The organism is Flavobacterium sp. T50_26 (genome assembly GCF_057652995.1).
Genome location: NZ_JBYFCC010000001.1, coordinates 26997 through 44340 on the forward strand (window position 1 = coordinate 26997; position 17344 = coordinate 44340).

A 17344-nucleotide genomic window follows, 5' to 3' on the forward strand; every position below is an offset into this window, starting at 1 on the left:
GCAATAAAAAACCAAGGGAATTCGAAAAATTAACTCAAGTTCAAAAAAGGATATTTTTCTTGAAGTTGCTCGATTCGTTCATGTAATTTTTGAACAAAAAGCTGGTGTTGTTCTGTGTTTGGATTAAAAGGTCGATGCAGTAATCCTTTTTGAATGCTTTCAATTTCGGTCATGATTGGAAAAACATGGTACGAAATATGCGATTCTACAAAATGCTTCCAAATGTAATCAACTGCCGTTTGATTTGGATGCAACATATCTTCGGAATAGAAACGATAATCTCGTAAATCATCCATCATCATTTCATAGCTTGGGAAATAAGCCCCCTCCGCCCCCGAAGGGGGAACTTGCAGCACTTGATGTATAGCCGCAATTAAATGTGCTTTACTGAGTTGATTTTCTACAAAACCATCCTTTAAATGACGAACGGGTGAAACAGTGAAAATAAACTTTATTTCCGGATTGAATTCGGTTAATTTAGATTGAATGTTATTGAGAGAAGATACAATTTCATCAACTGATAATAATTCTTTTGTAAAGTTACTTTGTGGTATTTTATGACAATTGGCGACTCTTTTTTGCGTATGCGAAAAACGATAGGTCCAAGCAGTTCCCAACGTAATGATCAAATGTGTACAGGCTTGAAGTTGTCCGTTTAAATACGTTAGAATGCCATTCAAATTGATGAGCATATCGTCTTTGTCGGGATTGTTCAACTCGGAATGTACTTCAAAACAATGCCACAATTCATTTTCAAAAAATAAATCGGCTTCGGTAAACAATTGCATTTCTACAGCACGTAACAATACATTTTCAATGGCATCCGGCTGAAAAAGTATCCCAAATGGATTGTTATAATATTGAAATTTATACTGATCTAATTTAGTACTGATATTTTCTGAAAAACACGAACCAACTGTCACCACTTTCGAATAATAATCGATAGGATGATTGCTTTTAGGAATGTTGATTGGTGTTCGGAAGTTCATTTTTATATTAGAAATACTTTGATTAATTATAAAAATATTCAATTGTACTAATAGTAGAAAAGTAATGAGTTTTTACTGCCGAAACAGGAAAATTGAATTCATTATATTCATAGTCAAACGTATAAACTTCTAAAAAATCATCTTGCATAGATTCATCATATCTTCCTAGCACATTATTGTATTTTCCAATTTCAATAGTAGTTAACAATTTATTGAAGCCTGTGACATTTTTAAAAGTGCTATTCTTTGTATCGTGGGAAAAATAAAAAATATAAAATAAATTACCTTCAAAATAACGCTCATGTTGTATAATCTCTCCCTGTGCATTTTTATATAAAAACCCTGAGTAAACGCTAGTTGATTGATTTGTGTTATTAGTTTGGTTGGATGTATAACTAATAACTAAATCTTGATCGTAACTATATTCTGTTTCAGAAGAAACATTATTAAGGAAATCAGTGTAATAAGTTCGTACAATTCTCTCATTTGAATCATATTCATTTACTAATTCACTACTTGGATTTGAATTTGTTGAATTATATTCAACCACTTTTATAATTAAATTTCCTTGATAATAATATCTTGTACTTGAACCATCCGAAAGAGAAATCTTCACTATTTTTCTGCCATTGTATTCATAATTATAAGTCAAAACTGAATTATCACTTGATGTAACAATCATTTTTTTCAACAGAAGATTATCTTCATTCATTGCTTCTTGTTCATCATCTGAAGAACAAGAAACAAATATGAAAACTAAAAAAAACAAAATTTTAAATTTCATAGAAATTACTTAATAAATTCAACCGCTTTCTCCAACGCCTCTTTAATTCCATCTACATTTTTACCACCGGCTGTTGCAAAGAAAGGTTGTCCGCCGCCGCCGCCTTGGATATATTTTCCTAATTCACGAACAACTTGTCCGGCATTTAAATTGTGGGAAGCAACTAATTCTTTGGAGATATAACAGGTCAACATCGGTTTATTATCCTCGGCTGTAGCCAACACTAAAAATAAATTATCACCTAAATTACCTAATTCATATGCCAAATCTTTTGCCCCTTCCGGATTCAAATCGACTTGTTTGGCTAGGAATTTAATGCCGTTAATTTCTTGTAGTTCAGATGCTAATTCGCCTTTTAAGTTTTTTGCCTTTTCACGTAACAATTGCTCAATTTGCTTTTTCAATTTGGCATTATCATCTTGTAATGAAGCAACTGATTTTAAAATATCTTGCGGATTTTTCAACGTTTCTTTTAGCTCTGCTAACGTGTTCTCTTGATTTTTATAGAAATCTTTCACTGCATCACCTGTAATCGCTTCAATTCGACGAATTCCGGCAGCCACAGTACCTTCAGAAATAATCTTGAAATGCCAAATGTCTGCTGTGTTTTTCACATGGATTCCACCACATAATTCTTTGCTGTCGCCAAATTCAATCATACGAACTGAATCGCCGTATTTTTCGCCAAACAAAGCCATTGCACCTTGTTCCATTGCTTGCTGAATCGGAATATTTCGGTGTTCAACTAGTTGTAATTGCTCTTCGATTCGTTGGTTTACGAAATCTTCTACTTGCTTGATTTCTTCATCCGAAACTTTCGAAAAATGCGAAAAGTCAAAACGCAAATAATTCGGATTCACCAGCGAACCTTTTTGCTCCACGTGAGTTCCTAAAATAGTTCGCAAAGCCAAATGCATCAAATGTGTTGCTGAATGATTTTTGGAAGTTGATGTACGTAAATCGGTATTCACTTTCGCTACAAAACTAGCTTCCACATTTTCCGGAAGTTGTTTCGTAAAATGCAAAATCAAGTTATTTTCTTTTTTGGTGTCAATAATTTCAATGGTTTCATTTGCTGAAATTAAAGTTCCTTTATCGCCCACTTGTCCACCACCTTCGGGATAAAATGGTGTGTTATCTAAAACGATTTGGTATAAAATGCCGTCTTTTTTTGAATCTACTTTACGAATTCGCGTGATTTTCACTTCATTTTCCGTTTGATCATAACCTACGAATGTTTCTACATTTCCATCGATTAAAACTTTCCAATCATCTGTAGTTACTTCCGATGCAGCACGTGAACGGGCTTTTTGTGCTTGCAATTCTAAATTAAAGGCTTCAATATCTACTAACCAGCCATATTCTTTAGCAATCAATTGTGTTAAATCTAATGGGAATCCAAATGTATCATATAATTCAAATGCAATACTACCAATTACAATTCTCGGAGGTTGGTTAATCATTTGTCCATTATTGAACATTAACTCAAATGTTTCAATATGTGATTCTAATTTATTAATTCCAATATGTAAAGTTCTCAAAAATGAATCTTCTTCTTCCCGAATCACATTCGTAACCAAAGTTTGTTGTTTTTTAATCTCTGGAAAAAACTCACCCATTTGATTTGCTAAAACAGCAACCAATTCATAAATAAACGGATCTTTCGTATTCAAAAAAGTAAATCCGTAACGAATCGCACGACGCAAAATTCTACGAATCACATAACCTGCTCCTGTGTTCGAAGGCAATTGTCCATCCGCAATCGCGAAAGCAACCGCTCTGATATGATCAACCACAACTCGAATAGCAATGTTGATTTTGTTTTGTTCTTCGCTTATGTTTTTAACTTCGTTCGAAGTATATTTTAATCCTGTAATTTGTTCCACTTTCTCAATTAGTGGTGTAAAAACATCGGTGTCATAATTGGATGTTTTCCCTTGCAACGCCATACACAAACGTTCAAATCCCATTCCTGTATCCACATGTTGAGCGGGTAATTTTTCTAATGAACCATCGGCTTTACGGTTGAATTCCATAAAAACATTATTCCAAATTTCCACTACTTGGGGATGGTCGTTATTCACCAAACTTTTTCCTGAAACTTTCGCTTTTTCTTCTTCCGAACGTAAATCGACATGAATTTCAGAACAAGGTCCGCACGGCCCCTGATCGCCCATCTCCCAGAAATTATCTTTTTTGTTTCCTAAAATGATTCGGTCTTCATCAATCAATTCCTTCCAAATATCCCAAGCTTCTTGGTCAAAGAGAACATTTTCTTCCGGATTTCCCTCAAATACAGAAACATATAAATTTTCTTTGGGAATTTTATAAACTTCCGTCAACAATTCCCAAGCCCAATTGATGGCATCTTTCTTAAAATAATCACCAAAGGACCAGTTTCCAAGCATTTCAAACATGGTGTGATGATACGTATCAAAACCAACATCTTCCAAATCATTGTGCTTTCCGGAAACACGCAAACATTTTTGAGTGTCGGCAATTCGCTTGCTTTTGGGTTCGGCATTTCCTAGAAAATATTCTTTAAACTGAGCCATTCCTGAGTTGTTAAACATCAACGTTGGGTCATCTTTCAGAACAATAGGTGCCGAAGGAACGATTAAATGTCCTTTACTTTCAAAAAATTGTAGAAACTGCTTACGGATATCTTGTGATTTCATTTTAAAAAATTGTTCGGTGTTTATTTTCAAATGGTTAGACAATATTTACTATAAAAAACGGTTTTTATTGTTTAAAAACGAATGCTTTCTGCAAAAAATTAAATTAGCATTAGAATGAAACATTTCTTAAATTTGTTCGTCTAATCCTTTTGAAAGCACAAAAATAGTATAATTTAAGAAATGTCGAAGAAAGTAAAGTATTATTACGACACAGAAAGTTTAGCTTATAAAAAAATCAGTCCAAAAAAAGGACGGAAATTTGGTTATGTGGCTTTATTTCTGGTTTCTTCTGCTTTATTTGGTTTTTTATGTTTTGTAATTTTATTGAACACACCTTATTTTGAAACGCCAAAAGACCGTTTGCAAGCTCGTGAAATTGACAATATGAAACTTCGCTACCAAATTTTGAACAAAAAAATGGATCAATTGGATGAAGTTATCGCAAGTATTGAAGAACGCGACAACAATTTATACCGTATTTATTTTAACTCCTCTCCCATTCCAACTGAACAGCGAAAAGCAGGATTTGGCGGAGTTAATCGATATAAAGAATTAGAAGGATATGACAATTCGGAATTGGTTATCAACACAACAAAAAGAGTAGATATGATTTCGAAAGAATTAGCCATTCAATCAAAATCGTTGGATGAGATTTTAGTTCTTGCCAAAGGAAAAGAGAAGTTATTAGCTGCCATTCCAGCTATTCAACCCGTTAAAAATGAAGATTTGACTAGAGTTGCCTCAGGTTTTGGATATCGAAATGACCCATTTACCAAAATTAGAAAAATGCATAACGGCATGGATTTTACCGCCAAAACAGGAACTCCGGTTTATGCATCAGGTGATGGTGTTGTGGAAAGAGCTGATAATTCGATGTCTGGTTTTGGAAATCTAATCATTATCAAACATGGTTTTGGGTATACTACCTATTATGCTCATTTAAGTAAATATAAAATCAGAGCCGGACAAAAAGTAAAAAGGGGTGATATCATTGGCTATGTTGGAAGTACCGGAAGAAGTGAGGCACCGCATTTGCATTATGAAGTTCACAAAGACGGTGAACCGATTAACCCAATTAATTTTTACTACGGAAGCATTTCTGCCGAAGAATATATTGCCATTTCAAAAATTGCTAACCAAGAAAATCAAGCACTCGACTAATGCATTTGAACTTACCAGAAAAAAGATATTACAGCATTGGCGAATTGTCCAAAGCATTTGACGTGAACGCCTCGTTAATTCGGTTCTGGGATAAAGAATTCGATATTCTGAAACCAAAAAAGAACGCCAAAGGCAACCGAATGTTTACTCCCGAAGATGTGAAAAATCTTCAGCTAATCTATCATTTGGTTAAAGAACGTGGATTTACACTGGAAGGAGCCAAAACCCATTTGAAAGAAGGGCAGAAAAAAACGTTAGATAAATTTGAAATCATCAGTAAATTGGAAGGAATAAAAGCTCAATTGATGCAAATTAAAGAAGGATTGTAAAAAAAAGAAATCAGAATTTAGAAAAACAAAAACTCAGTTATTCAGCAACTCAGTAACTCATCATCAAACCTTAAAAACAAACAAAAATGAAAAAATGGTTATTACCTGTCGGAATTATTATCGGACTTATTTTTATCATCGGATTCTACGTAGTTGGAATTCAGAATACGGCAATTACTAAAAGTCAAGCTGTAAACAAGTCATGGGGAGATGTTCAAACGTCGTACCAAAGAAGAAGTGATTTAATTGGAAACTTGGTAAACACTGTAAAAGGTGCAGCCGATTTCGAAAAAAGTACTTTAGAAGCTGTTATTGCGGCTCGTGCGAGAGCTACTCAAACAACGATTGATCCAACGAATGTTACACCGGAACAATTGGCTCAGTTTAACCAAGCTCAAAGCGGTGTTTCTTCTGCTTTATCGAGACTTTTGGTAACTGTGGAAGCCTATCCTGAATTGAAAGCTAATCAGAATTTCTTAAAATTACAAGACGAATTGGCAAGTACAGAAAACACTATTCAAACTGCGAGAGTTCGATTTAACGAATCGGTTGAAGGATATAACAACCACGTTTTGAAATTTCCAAACAATTTATTTTTAGGAAAATACAAAGAAAAACCATATTTTGATGCTGAACCGGGTTCTGATAAAGCTCCTGAAGTAAAATTCTAAATCATGTCTATAACAGAAGATTTTCTTACCGCTGCAGAAGAACAAGAAATTGTTCAGGCTATTGCTTTGGCAGAAAAAAATACATCCGGAGAAATTCGTGTGCACATTGAAAATCATTCAGATACGCCTCCTATTGCCAGAGCACGGGAGGTGTTTGATTCCTTAAAAATGTATAAAACCCAAGCCAGAAATGGCGTTTTGTTTTATGTTGGCGTAGCCGATCATTCTTTTGCCATCATTGGTGATAGTGGAATTGATGATGTAGTGGAAAGTGATTTTTGGGAATGCACCAAAGACATTGTTATTGAAAACTTCAAAAACAAAAAATTCAAAGAAGGTTTGGTGGAAGGAATCATCAGAGCCGGCGAACGTTTGAAGGCGTTTTTTCCTTATGATTCAGATGACAGAAACGAACTTTCTAACGAAATATCCAAAGGATAAATGAAATTTACCACAAAAATATACTGGATTTTAGCGTTGATTATTTTACCGTTTCAGGTAAGCATTGCTCAATTTAAAATTCCTGACGTTCCCAGTTTTCAAACCAGTGTGTATGATTATGCAGATGTTTTAAATTCGAGTGAAGAAAAGCAATTAGAGGAAAAATTAATCCGTTATTCTGATAGCACATCAACGCAAATTGTAGTGATTACAATTGAAGATTTAAAAGGTGAAAATATCGGACTTTTAGCACCAAAATGGGGACAAGAATGGGGAATTGGAGGAAGTCAAGAAAAAGACAACGGCGTTGTTATTTTGCTATCTAAAAATGACCGACGAATTCATATATCAGCTGGCTATGGTGTAGAAGACAGACTTACAGCCGGAATTACAGGAGAATTAGTCAGAAATGTAATTCTACCCGAATTTAAAGCCGGAAGTTATTACCGTGGCTTAGACAAAGGTGCCGATGCTATTTTTGATGTTCTTAAAGGAAAATACAAAGGCAGTCGGAAAAATGACAAAGGCGGAATTCCGGTGATATTTATTCTGCTATTCATTGTGATACTTTTTATTATCATTTCAAAAGGTTCAAAAAATAATCGCAACGGTGGTTCCGGTCGTTTTTCCGGACCTGATTTAGCTGACATTATTATCCTCAGCAGTTTAGGTCGTGGCGGAGGCGGAAGCTTTGGTGGCGGTTCATCCGGCGGTGGATTTGGCGGTGGCGGATTCGGTGGCGGATTCGGTGGTGGCGGATTTAGTGGCGGTGGAGCCGGTGGAAGTTGGTAGAATAAAAAATTTAATTATAAAAAATGCCCCAAAAAGTTAGACAATTTGGGGCATTCTTATTTAATGGTTTCTTTTAATCTAAGAAGAACATTCCGCCTTCACTTTCCTTCTTACCTCCAAATTTATCTAATTTGTAGGTTAATGAAAACATCACATATTGTTGCAAAACAATATTTTCAGAATCGGTAATTGCGGTTGGCGTAATAGTTCTTCGCACACCCACATTTTGGTTTAGAACATCATATACTTTTACTTTGGCAAGCAATCTGTCTTTGTAGAAATTATATCCTAAACTGGTATTCCACAAATAAAAATCTTTCTGAAAACCATCGGCAATATTTGAATTGTATGTGTAGCCAAAATCATTTCCAAAAACAACTTTTTTAGGCCAATAGCTGGTGAATTCCATTTTGAATTTATGTACAAACGTATTCGCATTATCAATTACATAATTTGTAAAATCAGTTGAATTAAGCGTATAGCTGTAAGATGGTGCAATGGTGATTAAATCTTCTATACTCCAATTCAAATTTAATCTAGGCTCAAATCGCCAACCTTTGGCTTCATACAACTCCGCATTCGTCAATCCTTGATTGATGTTGTAACCTGAATCAAATCCGGTGCTAATACGAAGCGTTCGTTTTTCTTTTTTAAACGACTTACTCCATGAAACGCCCATGTAACTATTCAAGCCTTTGTCTACATTTTCATACGTAGTTTGGGCTCTAAAACTTTCGTCGTAAACAGTTGAAGAAACAATTTGATCTTTAGACATTGTCATCCCTGCATAAAGAAAGAAACCGCTTCGTGATTGCCAGTCATAATTATTAAAATTTGTATAAACGGAATGTTGTTGCGTTGGATTTAATTCGCCGTTTCCAACAATCGTGTTTAATGGATTGGAAAGATTTTCAACCGGTAGAAATTGATTTGCCAAAGGCAATTCCATCCTAAAATTATAATTAGCATAAATCGATTTTGTTTTGCTGATGGTATAATTTAGGTTGGCCGAACCTCTGGGAAAAACATAATTTTTATTCAACCGTGTATTGACTGCCAAATAATCCGATTCGTTTTTAAAAGTAACAAATTCGGGCCCACCACCAAAACCGGCTCTAATTTTCTTTTTATTCCAACTCAACCTAACTGAAGGATGAATTTTTAACACATTCGAATTAATTTCGTTAGACAAAGGAGCATTAAATTCGTTATAGCCGCCTGAAACTTCATCAAAATCAAAAGTTGCATCTGAATCTTTGGAAGCATAATAAGTAAATTGAGAACCCAAACTCACTTTTAATGAATCGGTTATTGGTTCTGTATATTTAATTTCCGTTTCCACTTTATTAAAATTTCTTTTTCGAAATAAATTCTGATTTCGAATATCATCTGCCTCACCCGTTAAATAATAAAACGTAGAAGAATTCAAATTGGAAAACGTTGTTGATTTTTGATGTTCATTATTTAATGATAAAGAAAGTCCTCTTTCTTTCTTTTTGAAAGACTTAAAATAGTAAATGCTATTTTCAAAAGAAGTATCATCTACATCTGAAAACGAATTTGAATTGCTTTCGTTTGAAAGCAAATTTTCCTGATTGCGAGTTTCTTGATTACTATTGAATCGATCTTTATTTAATCCTTTCACGAACTTAGGTTCTAGATAAATTGTAGCCGTAGAATCCATTTTTATCTCAAAATTAAAACTCAAATTATGCGTATTTCCAATTCGGTTAGAAGTAGAATTCGATTCGGTAAACGTTGTTTCGGTTGGCAATAAATTAGTCCGGGAAGAGCGACTTACATTTTCGGTTTCAGCATTCGTGAAGAAATAATTATTATTTACATCTACTTTTTTAAACCACTTGTCAGCAAAGTTAATACCAATTAAATTAGAAGTTGTTAAGCCGTTACTTCCGCCAAAACTCATTCCGTTAATTCCAAAAGAACCATCATCGCTGGAATAAACTGATACGTTTCTACCGCCACCCATGTTATCAAAAATCTCATTCATCGAAAAACCAACGGAGTTGATGTTGTTTGCTGAAGCTAAGACACTAATTTTTTGTTCGCCTTTAAACCAGTTTAGCAACAAACTGGATTCGTATCGTTCATCGGAACCGTAGCCTCCCATAATTTTACCAAAAAAGCCTTTATTTTTATCTTCTTGAATGGTTAAATTGATAGTTTTTTCTTCGGAAGAGGCTGCTTCACCGGAAAGTTCTTCTGCTTTAGTTTTAGTATCAACCACCTGAATTTTTTCGATGATATCTGCAGGAAGATTTTGTGTGGCGATTTTTCCGTCTTTGCCAAAAAATGGTTTTCCGTTCACAAGAATTTGATTTACTTCTTTTCCGTTGACGGTAATTTTTCCTTCGGGAGAAATTTCTACTCCGGGCAATTGTTTAATTAATTTTTCAACATTGGCATCTGCACCTACTTTAAAAGACGCCGCATCAAATTCTAACGTATCGTTTTTAATTCGGATGGGAGGAGCTTCGCCTTTCACAACAACCTCATTCAAAGTAGTGCCACTTTCGGCAAGAGAAAGCAATCCCAATTCAAGATTAGCATCTAATTCGTTGATTTCCTTTTTAAAATTCTCATATCCCAAAAAAGATACTTTTAAAATAACCGACTCATTACTTTTTCGAGTTCTGATTTCAAAATTTCCGCTTTTTTCTGAAATTGTATAATCAATTACAGTTGAATCTTTTTTAGAAGTTAGATAAACAGTAGCCGATTCAAGCGGCAATTTGGTGTTTTCATCAATAATTTTTCCTTTAATGGTTACGAAATTTTGACCAAAAGAGCTGATAGCAAATAAGAATAATGCTACGTAGAGAAAATGTTTAAACATAGAGAAGTTAAAATTAGCTGTGAGAAAATTCTATAACTGCGAATTAACACTTTTAGTATGGAAAGTTAAAATTTCTTACAGAAAATTTAACATTTAGTATAAGAAATCAAACTAAAATAACTAAAAACCATATACCAATTAAGGTTCATTAAGCCAAAAAACTTAATGAACCTTAATTTATTAATGGTCTAAAATATAAATCTAATTTTTATTTTTCTCGAATATAAATATCTATCGGAACTCCTGAAAAATCCCAATTTTCACGGATTTTATTTTCTAAGAAACGTTTGTAAGCTTCTTTGACATATTGTGGCAAATTGGCAAAAAACACAAACTGTGGGGTTGGCGTTGGCAATTGCATACAGTATTTAATTTTTACATATTTTCCTTTTAAGGCCGGTGGCGGATAGGTTTCGATTAATTTCAACATATAATCGTTGAATTTGGAAGTCGAAATACGTTGTTTTCTGTTTTCGTATACTTTTACGGTTTCTTCTAATGCTTTTAATAAACGTTGTTTGGTTAAGGCAGAAACGAAAAGAATCGTAACATCGGTAAAAGGTTCTAATTCTTTTTTGATTTTATTTTCATAGTCTCGGGTGGACATCGTGTCTTTTTCGACTAAATCCCACTTGTTGACTAAGATGATAATTCCTTTTCTGTTTTTGGCGGCTAACCAGAAGATACTTTGATCTTGACCTTCAAAACCACGGGTGGCATCAATCATTAAAATACAAACATCGGAATGCTCGATGGCACGAACAGAACGCATCACAGAATAGAATTCTAAATCTTCTTTTACTTTTGCTTTTCTACGAATTCCGGCGGTATCGACTAAGTTGAATTCGAAACCAAAACGGTCGTATTTTGTATCGATGGAATCGCGGGTTGTTCCGGCGACATCGGTAACAATGTATCGGTCAACACCAATTAAGGCATTTATAAAACTTGATTTTCCGGCATTAGGACGACCCACTACTGCAAAACGAGGTAATTCGATTTCTTCTTGTGTTGGCTCAGGTTTGTTTGGGAAAACATTGATTAACTCATCCAACAACTCTCCTGTTCCACTTCCGGATGTGCTTGAAATAGTGATAAATTCACCTAAACCAAGGTTGTAAAATTCATATGCATCTTTTTCACGCATCGCATTATCGACTTTGTTGACAACAACAATAACGGGTTTGGTAATTTTGCGAAGTAATTTTGCCACTTCATCATCCATTGGTGTGATGCCTTCTTCTACATCTACCACAAACATAATTACATCGGCTTCGTCGATGGCTAATTCTACTTGCTTGCGGATTTCTGCTTCAAAAATATCATCGGATCCTTTGATGTATCCACCGGTATCGATAACCGAAAATTCTTTTCCGTTCCATTCACTCTTTCCATAATTTCGGTCGCGGGTGACACCACTCACGGAATCAACAATGGCTTCTCTTCGTTTGATTAAACGATTAAAAAGTGTTGATTTCCCTACGTTTGGTCTTCCTACAATGGCAACAATAGTACTCATAGTTCTAAATTCTAAATATTTTGCAAAGGTAGTCTTTTTTGTTTGAAGTTTAAACGTTGATTTGAAGAGCTTTAATTTGTTTGGAGCAGGGTTTGCGTTAAGGATTGAAGTGGAACTCTTTTTTTGCCCTGAGCGGTTTGATTGTTGGGCAAAAAAAAGTGGGAACGGAAAGCCTGACCTGGAGCTTGCGGAAGGGAACGCCCAAAGGAAGGTTGAATTTAGAAGGTAGAATTTAGAAGGTAGAATTTAGAAGGTAGAATTTAGAAGGTAGAATTTAGAAGGTAGAATTTAGAAGGTTGAATTTAGAAGGTTGAATTTAGAAGGTAGAATTCTCATTTCTGATTTCTAAATTCTAAATTAAAAAATCGGGTGTGAAAATAAACGGGTTTGTTTTACGTTTGAAAATTATTATTTCGTAAATTAGTATTCAATTTTTATCTGCGTTTTTATGAATTTAGATGACCAATTGCCGTTGCGGTATCGATTTGATAAAGTGGTAACTAAATCCTATGATGCGATTTTAGCTAGTTGTGAAACGTTGAAAGAAACGGTTGAGCCAGATTATAAAATCAAGATTTCGGGTCATCATATTTGGTTGCACATTGGGTTGTTGCACCGTGAAAAACATTCGCCTCATTTGCATTTGGAGATTGAAAAAATGGAGGATGGCAATACGTTTGTTCGCGGATTATTTGGTCCGGATCCGGTTTTGTGGACGATGTTTATGTTTCTTCACTTTGTGGTGGGCGGTATTTTTGTGATTTTTACGGTGATTGCGTTTTCAAAATGGTCGTTGAATCAATCATTTAAATTTGATTTGTTGGTTATGTTTGCGATGGTAAATGCGTGGTTTTTGCTTTATTTTATTGCTCGGTTAAATCGGAAAAAAGGGTTGAAACAAGCGAGAGAATTGGAGGTGTTGATGGATAAAATCTTGGAGTGATTTTTTGGGTTTAACCACGAAGAACACGAGGAAGGCTCAAGGAACACAAGGTCGCTTCGCTCTATTTTTAATTGCACACGGATTTGGCGGATTTAACGGATTTTTGCTGATTTAATATGAGATTCCTCCTTCGTCGGAATGACAAGACTGCTGTTAAGCTGCTAACTTACTACTCTCAACTTGAAACCTGAAACTTTTAATCCAAAACCCGCAACTTTCAAACCCGCAACTTTTACTTCTGATTATACCCTAATCTTCTTAACTGAAACGCATTGCTACGCCAGTCTTTGCTGACTTTAACGAAGAGTTCAATATGGATTTGTTTTCCGAAGAATTTTTCTAAATCTTCTCGGGCTTGCATACCTACTCTCTTTAAGGCAGCTCCTTTGTGACCAATGATGATTCCTTTTTGGGTGTCGCGTTCAACCATAATTAAGGAACGAATGCGGATAATATTATCGTCTTCAATAAATTCTTCTGTTTCAACCTCAACGGCATACGGAATTTCTTTATCGTAATTGATTAGGATTTTTTCGCGGATGGTTTCGTTAACAAAAAAACGTTCCGGTTTGTCTGTCAATGTGTCTTTTGGATAATACGGTGGTGATTCCGGTAACAAAGATATGATGCGGTCGAATACTTCTTTGACATTGAAATTTTCTAAAGCAGAAATGGCAAAAATTTCGGCATTCGGCACTTTTTCTTTCCATAAATCAACTTGTTCTTCCAATTGTTGTTGGTTGGATTTGTCGATTTTGTTTAATAACAATAAAACAGGGATTTCGCTATGGATAATTCGATTAAAAAAAGCTTCGTCTTTTAATTCTTTTTCGCCGATTTCAACCATATAAATTAATACATCGGCATCTTCAAATGCGGATTTTACGAACTGCATCATCGATTCTTGCATTTCATACGCCGGTTTGATGATTCCGGGTGTGTCGGATAAAACCATTTGAAAATCTTCTCCATTCACAATTCCCAAAATACGATGTCTTGTTGTTTGGGCTTTGGAGGTGATGATGGAAAGCTTTTCGCCCACGAAGGCATTCATTAAAGTTGATTTTCCTACGTTGGGATTTCCGATGATGTTAACGAACCCTGCTTTGTGTGCCATGTGCATAATTTTTGCAAAGGTAGCTATTTTTAAATGAGGGTTTAAATTTAGTTTTTATTGAAGAAAATAATTTTGAAAATTCATAGAATTTAGAAACAAAAAAAATGATTACAGCAGAAAATGATACTGTAATCATTTTTTACTTTTTTATTTTCCGTTGTAAATAAATGGAGCCCAATAAAGCACTTCTTTCCCGTTGAAATTTTCAGTATTGTATGTTCCTTTAATAAATGATCTTTTAACTTCGGTAACTGCTTTACTGTAATCCATCCCTTTGATAAAAATATTGTGATATAAATTAGCGGTAAAAACATATGACCCATAATCGTTCACTGACCATAATGTTGTTAATGTGCTATTGGCTCCGGCCTTCAGCATAGCTTGATTAAGTCCGGAAACACCTTCACCTGGCACCACTTTACCTAATCCAGTTTGACAAGCACTGAGCATCATAAATTCGGTTTTCAGGTTTAATTTTTCCATTTCGGACACAGTAAGCATTCCGTCTTCTCCATCAACCGGTATTGGAAAAACAGAGAAGGCAATGCTACTTAATTCAAAGATATAGGGATGTACCATGGCATGACTTGACAAATGAATAACTTTATATTTATTTAAATCTCCGGAAGTGGCCATCTTTTTGAATTCATTTTCTGTCATCAAGTTGTCAAGTTTAATATCCGACTTTGGAATGCTTTTACCAATAAATTCTACTTCTGCTTTTGCTCCTTTTAAATAGCTCATCGGTTCTTTTGAAAACGTAGCAAAAGCTTTGTCTAACGGTTTGTTTTGAGCTTGCAAGTCTACCACTTCAAAACGCAATCGATCGATATCTGCAATAGAATTCAAAGTAATACCGGGGTTTTGAAAAGCAGCATATTTTGCATCACCAAAAGCAACTACATTTTTTTCATGAATATATGGCTTTCTATCTCTCAATTCCTTTAGGAGTGTTCCGCTGGTAATATAACTGATTTCATACTTTTCAATCATATAAACAGAATTCAAATCAACTAAGGTTTCAAATGGAATCAAATTTTGCATTCCATCTAGTGCAAAAATCACTTTCTTTTTATCTTTAAAATAAGGCTCTAATTTACTGAGATAATCAATGAAAAAAGAATTTGAAATTATGCCAAAATCTATTTCATTCTTAAATCGCTGATCAACTTTTCCGCCTTCATTGGGATTCAAAAACTTTCTATACAATTCGATTAACAAACTAACTTCTCCCTTTTTTAAATTATTATAGCCCGCTTCTTGAATGGAATTATAACGCGTATAGGATGGCTTTCTGAATTCCTTTTTTGCCATTTCGTTTTCAATTTCACCTATAATCGAATTATATTGCACATAAACATTCATCAATGCACCATTGGAAACAACATAACGGGTTTCGAACGAGTTTTTCGTGAGCACACCAGCCAAATAAGTGCCTTCGTATGTGAATCCTCTACTCACTTCTACATAATACACCAACGCTTCATCTTCTTTCAACGTATTTTGAACTTCTACAACAGATGCCGGTTTTACTTTCTGATTAGCTTTAGAAACCAAATTATTTATTTTTAATCCTTCCATAATTGGAAAAATTTTGTCTTTCTGTTTGGTTTCATGATAACAAGCTGCCAAACAACCGCCTACTTTTGAATAGAACAAAAGCATGCTACTTCTATCTTTGTCATTTGCCTTGTTTAAAAGATCCTGATAAATACTATTGCTTTTTTCAAGAAAAGGAATCGCTTCAGTATACTTTTTTTGACCAATTAAATCTAATCCAGCATTATAAAGCTCTGTATAATCATTGGAAGATATTGAATAATTTACGGCAGAAACCGCTTGTCCTTGATTTTTTAGAGCAACTAAATTGGCGGAAATAGCTTTGCCAATATCGGTGTTTTCCATTCCAAATTGTTTGGAAAACTGCACACCTTTCTCTGCAAACTCTACTCCTTTTGGTTTATTTCCGGTGTAAGCATAACTTTTGGAAATGTTTAAAGTAGATAATAGTTTTTGCTTTTTATTTGTTATACTTGGGAGTGCAACTTCTATGATTTTGGAAAAATCGACTGCTTCTTTGTATTTCCCCATTTGGATTAACGCAAACACTTTGTGATTTAAGACTTCTGCTTTCATAGAAACACTCAATGAAATTTTGGAAATATCATCATACATGATGGTAGAAATAGAAGCTTCATCTTCATATTGACGTTTGAGTTGATAAACTTCTGCCAATGTTTGATAGATTTTAAAACGCATCGGAACGGTTGTTTCAGTATCTTTAAATTGCGTAAAGAGTTCTTTGAGAATAAGTTCGCTATCTGGATTATTCGGAACAAAATAGGAGATGTATAACAAAAGCTGATTATAGTAACTTTTAGGAAATGTTTTGTTGGCAACTCTAGCTTTTAAAGCAAGAATCTTGGCAGTCATCTCTTTGGCTTTGATATCTGCCGGCTTCATGGTACTGAGGTTATATATTGGAATTCCTTCTTTGAAAAAAAGAGCTGAATTTACAGTATAATTTGATTTGTACTCACTTTTTAACTGTTCTACTTTGGGAATTATGTCAAGAAAGTTTGTGCCTTTTTTTAAGTGGTTAAGCAACCCGTTGACCGTATTTTCATAATAGTCTAAATAGTCAGGTGTACTGCCATAAAAACTAAAATCAGTATACACCTTTTTAATGTTTTCTATATCCTTATTATACGTTGAAATTAAGATATAATGCAAAGCAAAGTCGTCATAAATTGGTTCAAGATCATACGCAAATTTAATTGCTTTCATTGCTTGATCGTGTTTTCCTGTGTAGTAATAAGATTTCGCTAACAGAGCATATACATCTGGGCTATAATAATAGCTATCCACTAAATCGTTACAACTAGTAATAACTTGCTGATAATTTTTTGACTTAAAAGCAGCTTGTGCATTTATATACGTTTGATTTTGATTTAACGGAATTTCTTGTGCACCAACTGCAAAACAAAAAATTAACGCAATAACAAATATGAATTTTTTCATGTTTTATTTTTTTTTCAAACTAACTTAAAAAATAAAGCGAAA

13 protein-coding genes are annotated in these 17344 nt (G+C 34.4%); 6 read left to right on the forward strand and 7 right to left on the reverse strand.

What is annotated here, in order from left to right:
- Positions 1–29: 29 nt before the first annotated feature.
- The 3 genes from AC23MC_RS00135 to alaS are packed head-to-tail and all read right to left on the reverse strand — an operon-like array spanning position 30 to position 4451.
- The gene (locus tag AC23MC_RS00135; protein WP_487566576.1) at positions 30–989 is read right to left on the reverse strand and encodes a GSCFA domain-containing protein; all 960 of its coding nucleotides are present in this window, start codon (positions 987–989) and stop codon (positions 30–32) included.
- 22 nt (positions 990–1011) lie between these two features.
- Entirely contained in the window at positions 1012–1773 is a 762-nt protein-coding gene (locus tag AC23MC_RS00140; RefSeq protein ID WP_487566575.1) for a hypothetical protein, read from the reverse strand.
- 5 nt (positions 1774–1778) lie between these two features.
- Positions 1779–4451 (reverse strand): alanine--tRNA ligase, encoded by a 2673-nt coding sequence (gene alaS / locus AC23MC_RS00145; protein ID WP_487566574.1) that lies wholly within the window; start codon positions 4449–4451, stop codon positions 1779–1781.
- A gap of 180 nt (positions 4452–4631) precedes the next feature.
- Here alaS and AC23MC_RS00150 point away from each other — a divergent pair, with 180 nt between their 5' ends.
- From AC23MC_RS00150 to AC23MC_RS00170, 5 genes are all read left to right on the forward strand, one after another.
- Positions 4632–5612 (forward strand): M23 family metallopeptidase, encoded by a 981-nt coding sequence (locus tag AC23MC_RS00150; protein ID WP_487566573.1) that lies wholly within the window; start codon positions 4632–4634, stop codon positions 5610–5612.
- A complete protein-coding gene (locus AC23MC_RS00155) occupies positions 5612–5941 on the forward strand; it encodes a MerR family transcriptional regulator (protein WP_487566572.1) in 330 nt (109 codons plus the stop codon). Before AC23MC_RS00150 ends, AC23MC_RS00155 begins: the two co-directional genes overlap by 1 nt.
- 86 nt (positions 5942–6027) lie before the next feature.
- Positions 6028–6612: a LemA family protein gene (locus AC23MC_RS00160; protein ID WP_487566571.1), complete on the forward strand. Its 585-nt coding sequence runs from the start codon at positions 6028–6030 to the stop codon at positions 6610–6612.
- Between the two features lie 3 nt (positions 6613–6615).
- The gene (locus AC23MC_RS00165) at positions 6616–7053 is read left to right on the forward strand and encodes a TPM domain-containing protein (protein ID WP_487566570.1); all 438 of its coding nucleotides are present in this window, start codon (positions 6616–6618) and stop codon (positions 7051–7053) included.
- Entirely contained in the window at positions 7054–7845 is a 792-nt protein-coding gene (locus AC23MC_RS00170; protein ID WP_487566569.1) for a TPM domain-containing protein, read from the forward strand.
- Positions 7846–7918: 73 nt separating this feature from the next.
- On the opposite strand, the gene AC23MC_RS00175 is transcribed toward AC23MC_RS00170, so the two are convergent.
- On the reverse strand, positions 7919–10702 hold the full coding sequence (locus AC23MC_RS00175; protein WP_487566568.1) for an outer membrane beta-barrel protein: 2784 nt from the start codon (positions 10700–10702) through the stop codon (positions 7919–7921).
- Positions 10703–10910: 208 nt separating this feature from the next.
- Positions 10911–12221 (reverse strand): ribosome biogenesis GTPase Der, encoded by a 1311-nt coding sequence (gene der, locus AC23MC_RS00180; RefSeq protein ID WP_248435168.1) that lies wholly within the window; start codon positions 12219–12221, stop codon positions 10911–10913.
- A 448-nt stretch (positions 12222–12669) separates the two neighbouring features.
- Here der and AC23MC_RS00185 point away from each other — a divergent pair, with 448 nt between their 5' ends.
- Positions 12670–13164: a hypothetical protein gene (locus AC23MC_RS00185; protein WP_487566567.1), complete on the forward strand. Its 495-nt coding sequence runs from the start codon at positions 12670–12672 to the stop codon at positions 13162–13164.
- 232 nt (positions 13165–13396) lie between these two features.
- On the opposite strand, the gene era is transcribed toward AC23MC_RS00185, so the two are convergent.
- Together era and AC23MC_RS00195 are read right to left on the reverse strand one after the other, a co-directional pair.
- Positions 13397–14281, reverse strand: coding sequence for a GTPase Era (gene era / locus AC23MC_RS00190; protein WP_487566566.1), 885 nt, complete (start codon positions 14279–14281; stop codon positions 13397–13399).
- A gap of 147 nt (positions 14282–14428) precedes the next feature.
- Complete coding sequence (locus AC23MC_RS00195; protein ID WP_487566565.1) at positions 14429–17302, reverse strand: CHAT domain-containing protein; 2874 nt, start codon at positions 17300–17302, stop codon at positions 14429–14431.
- Positions 17303–17344 lie beyond the last annotated feature (42 nt).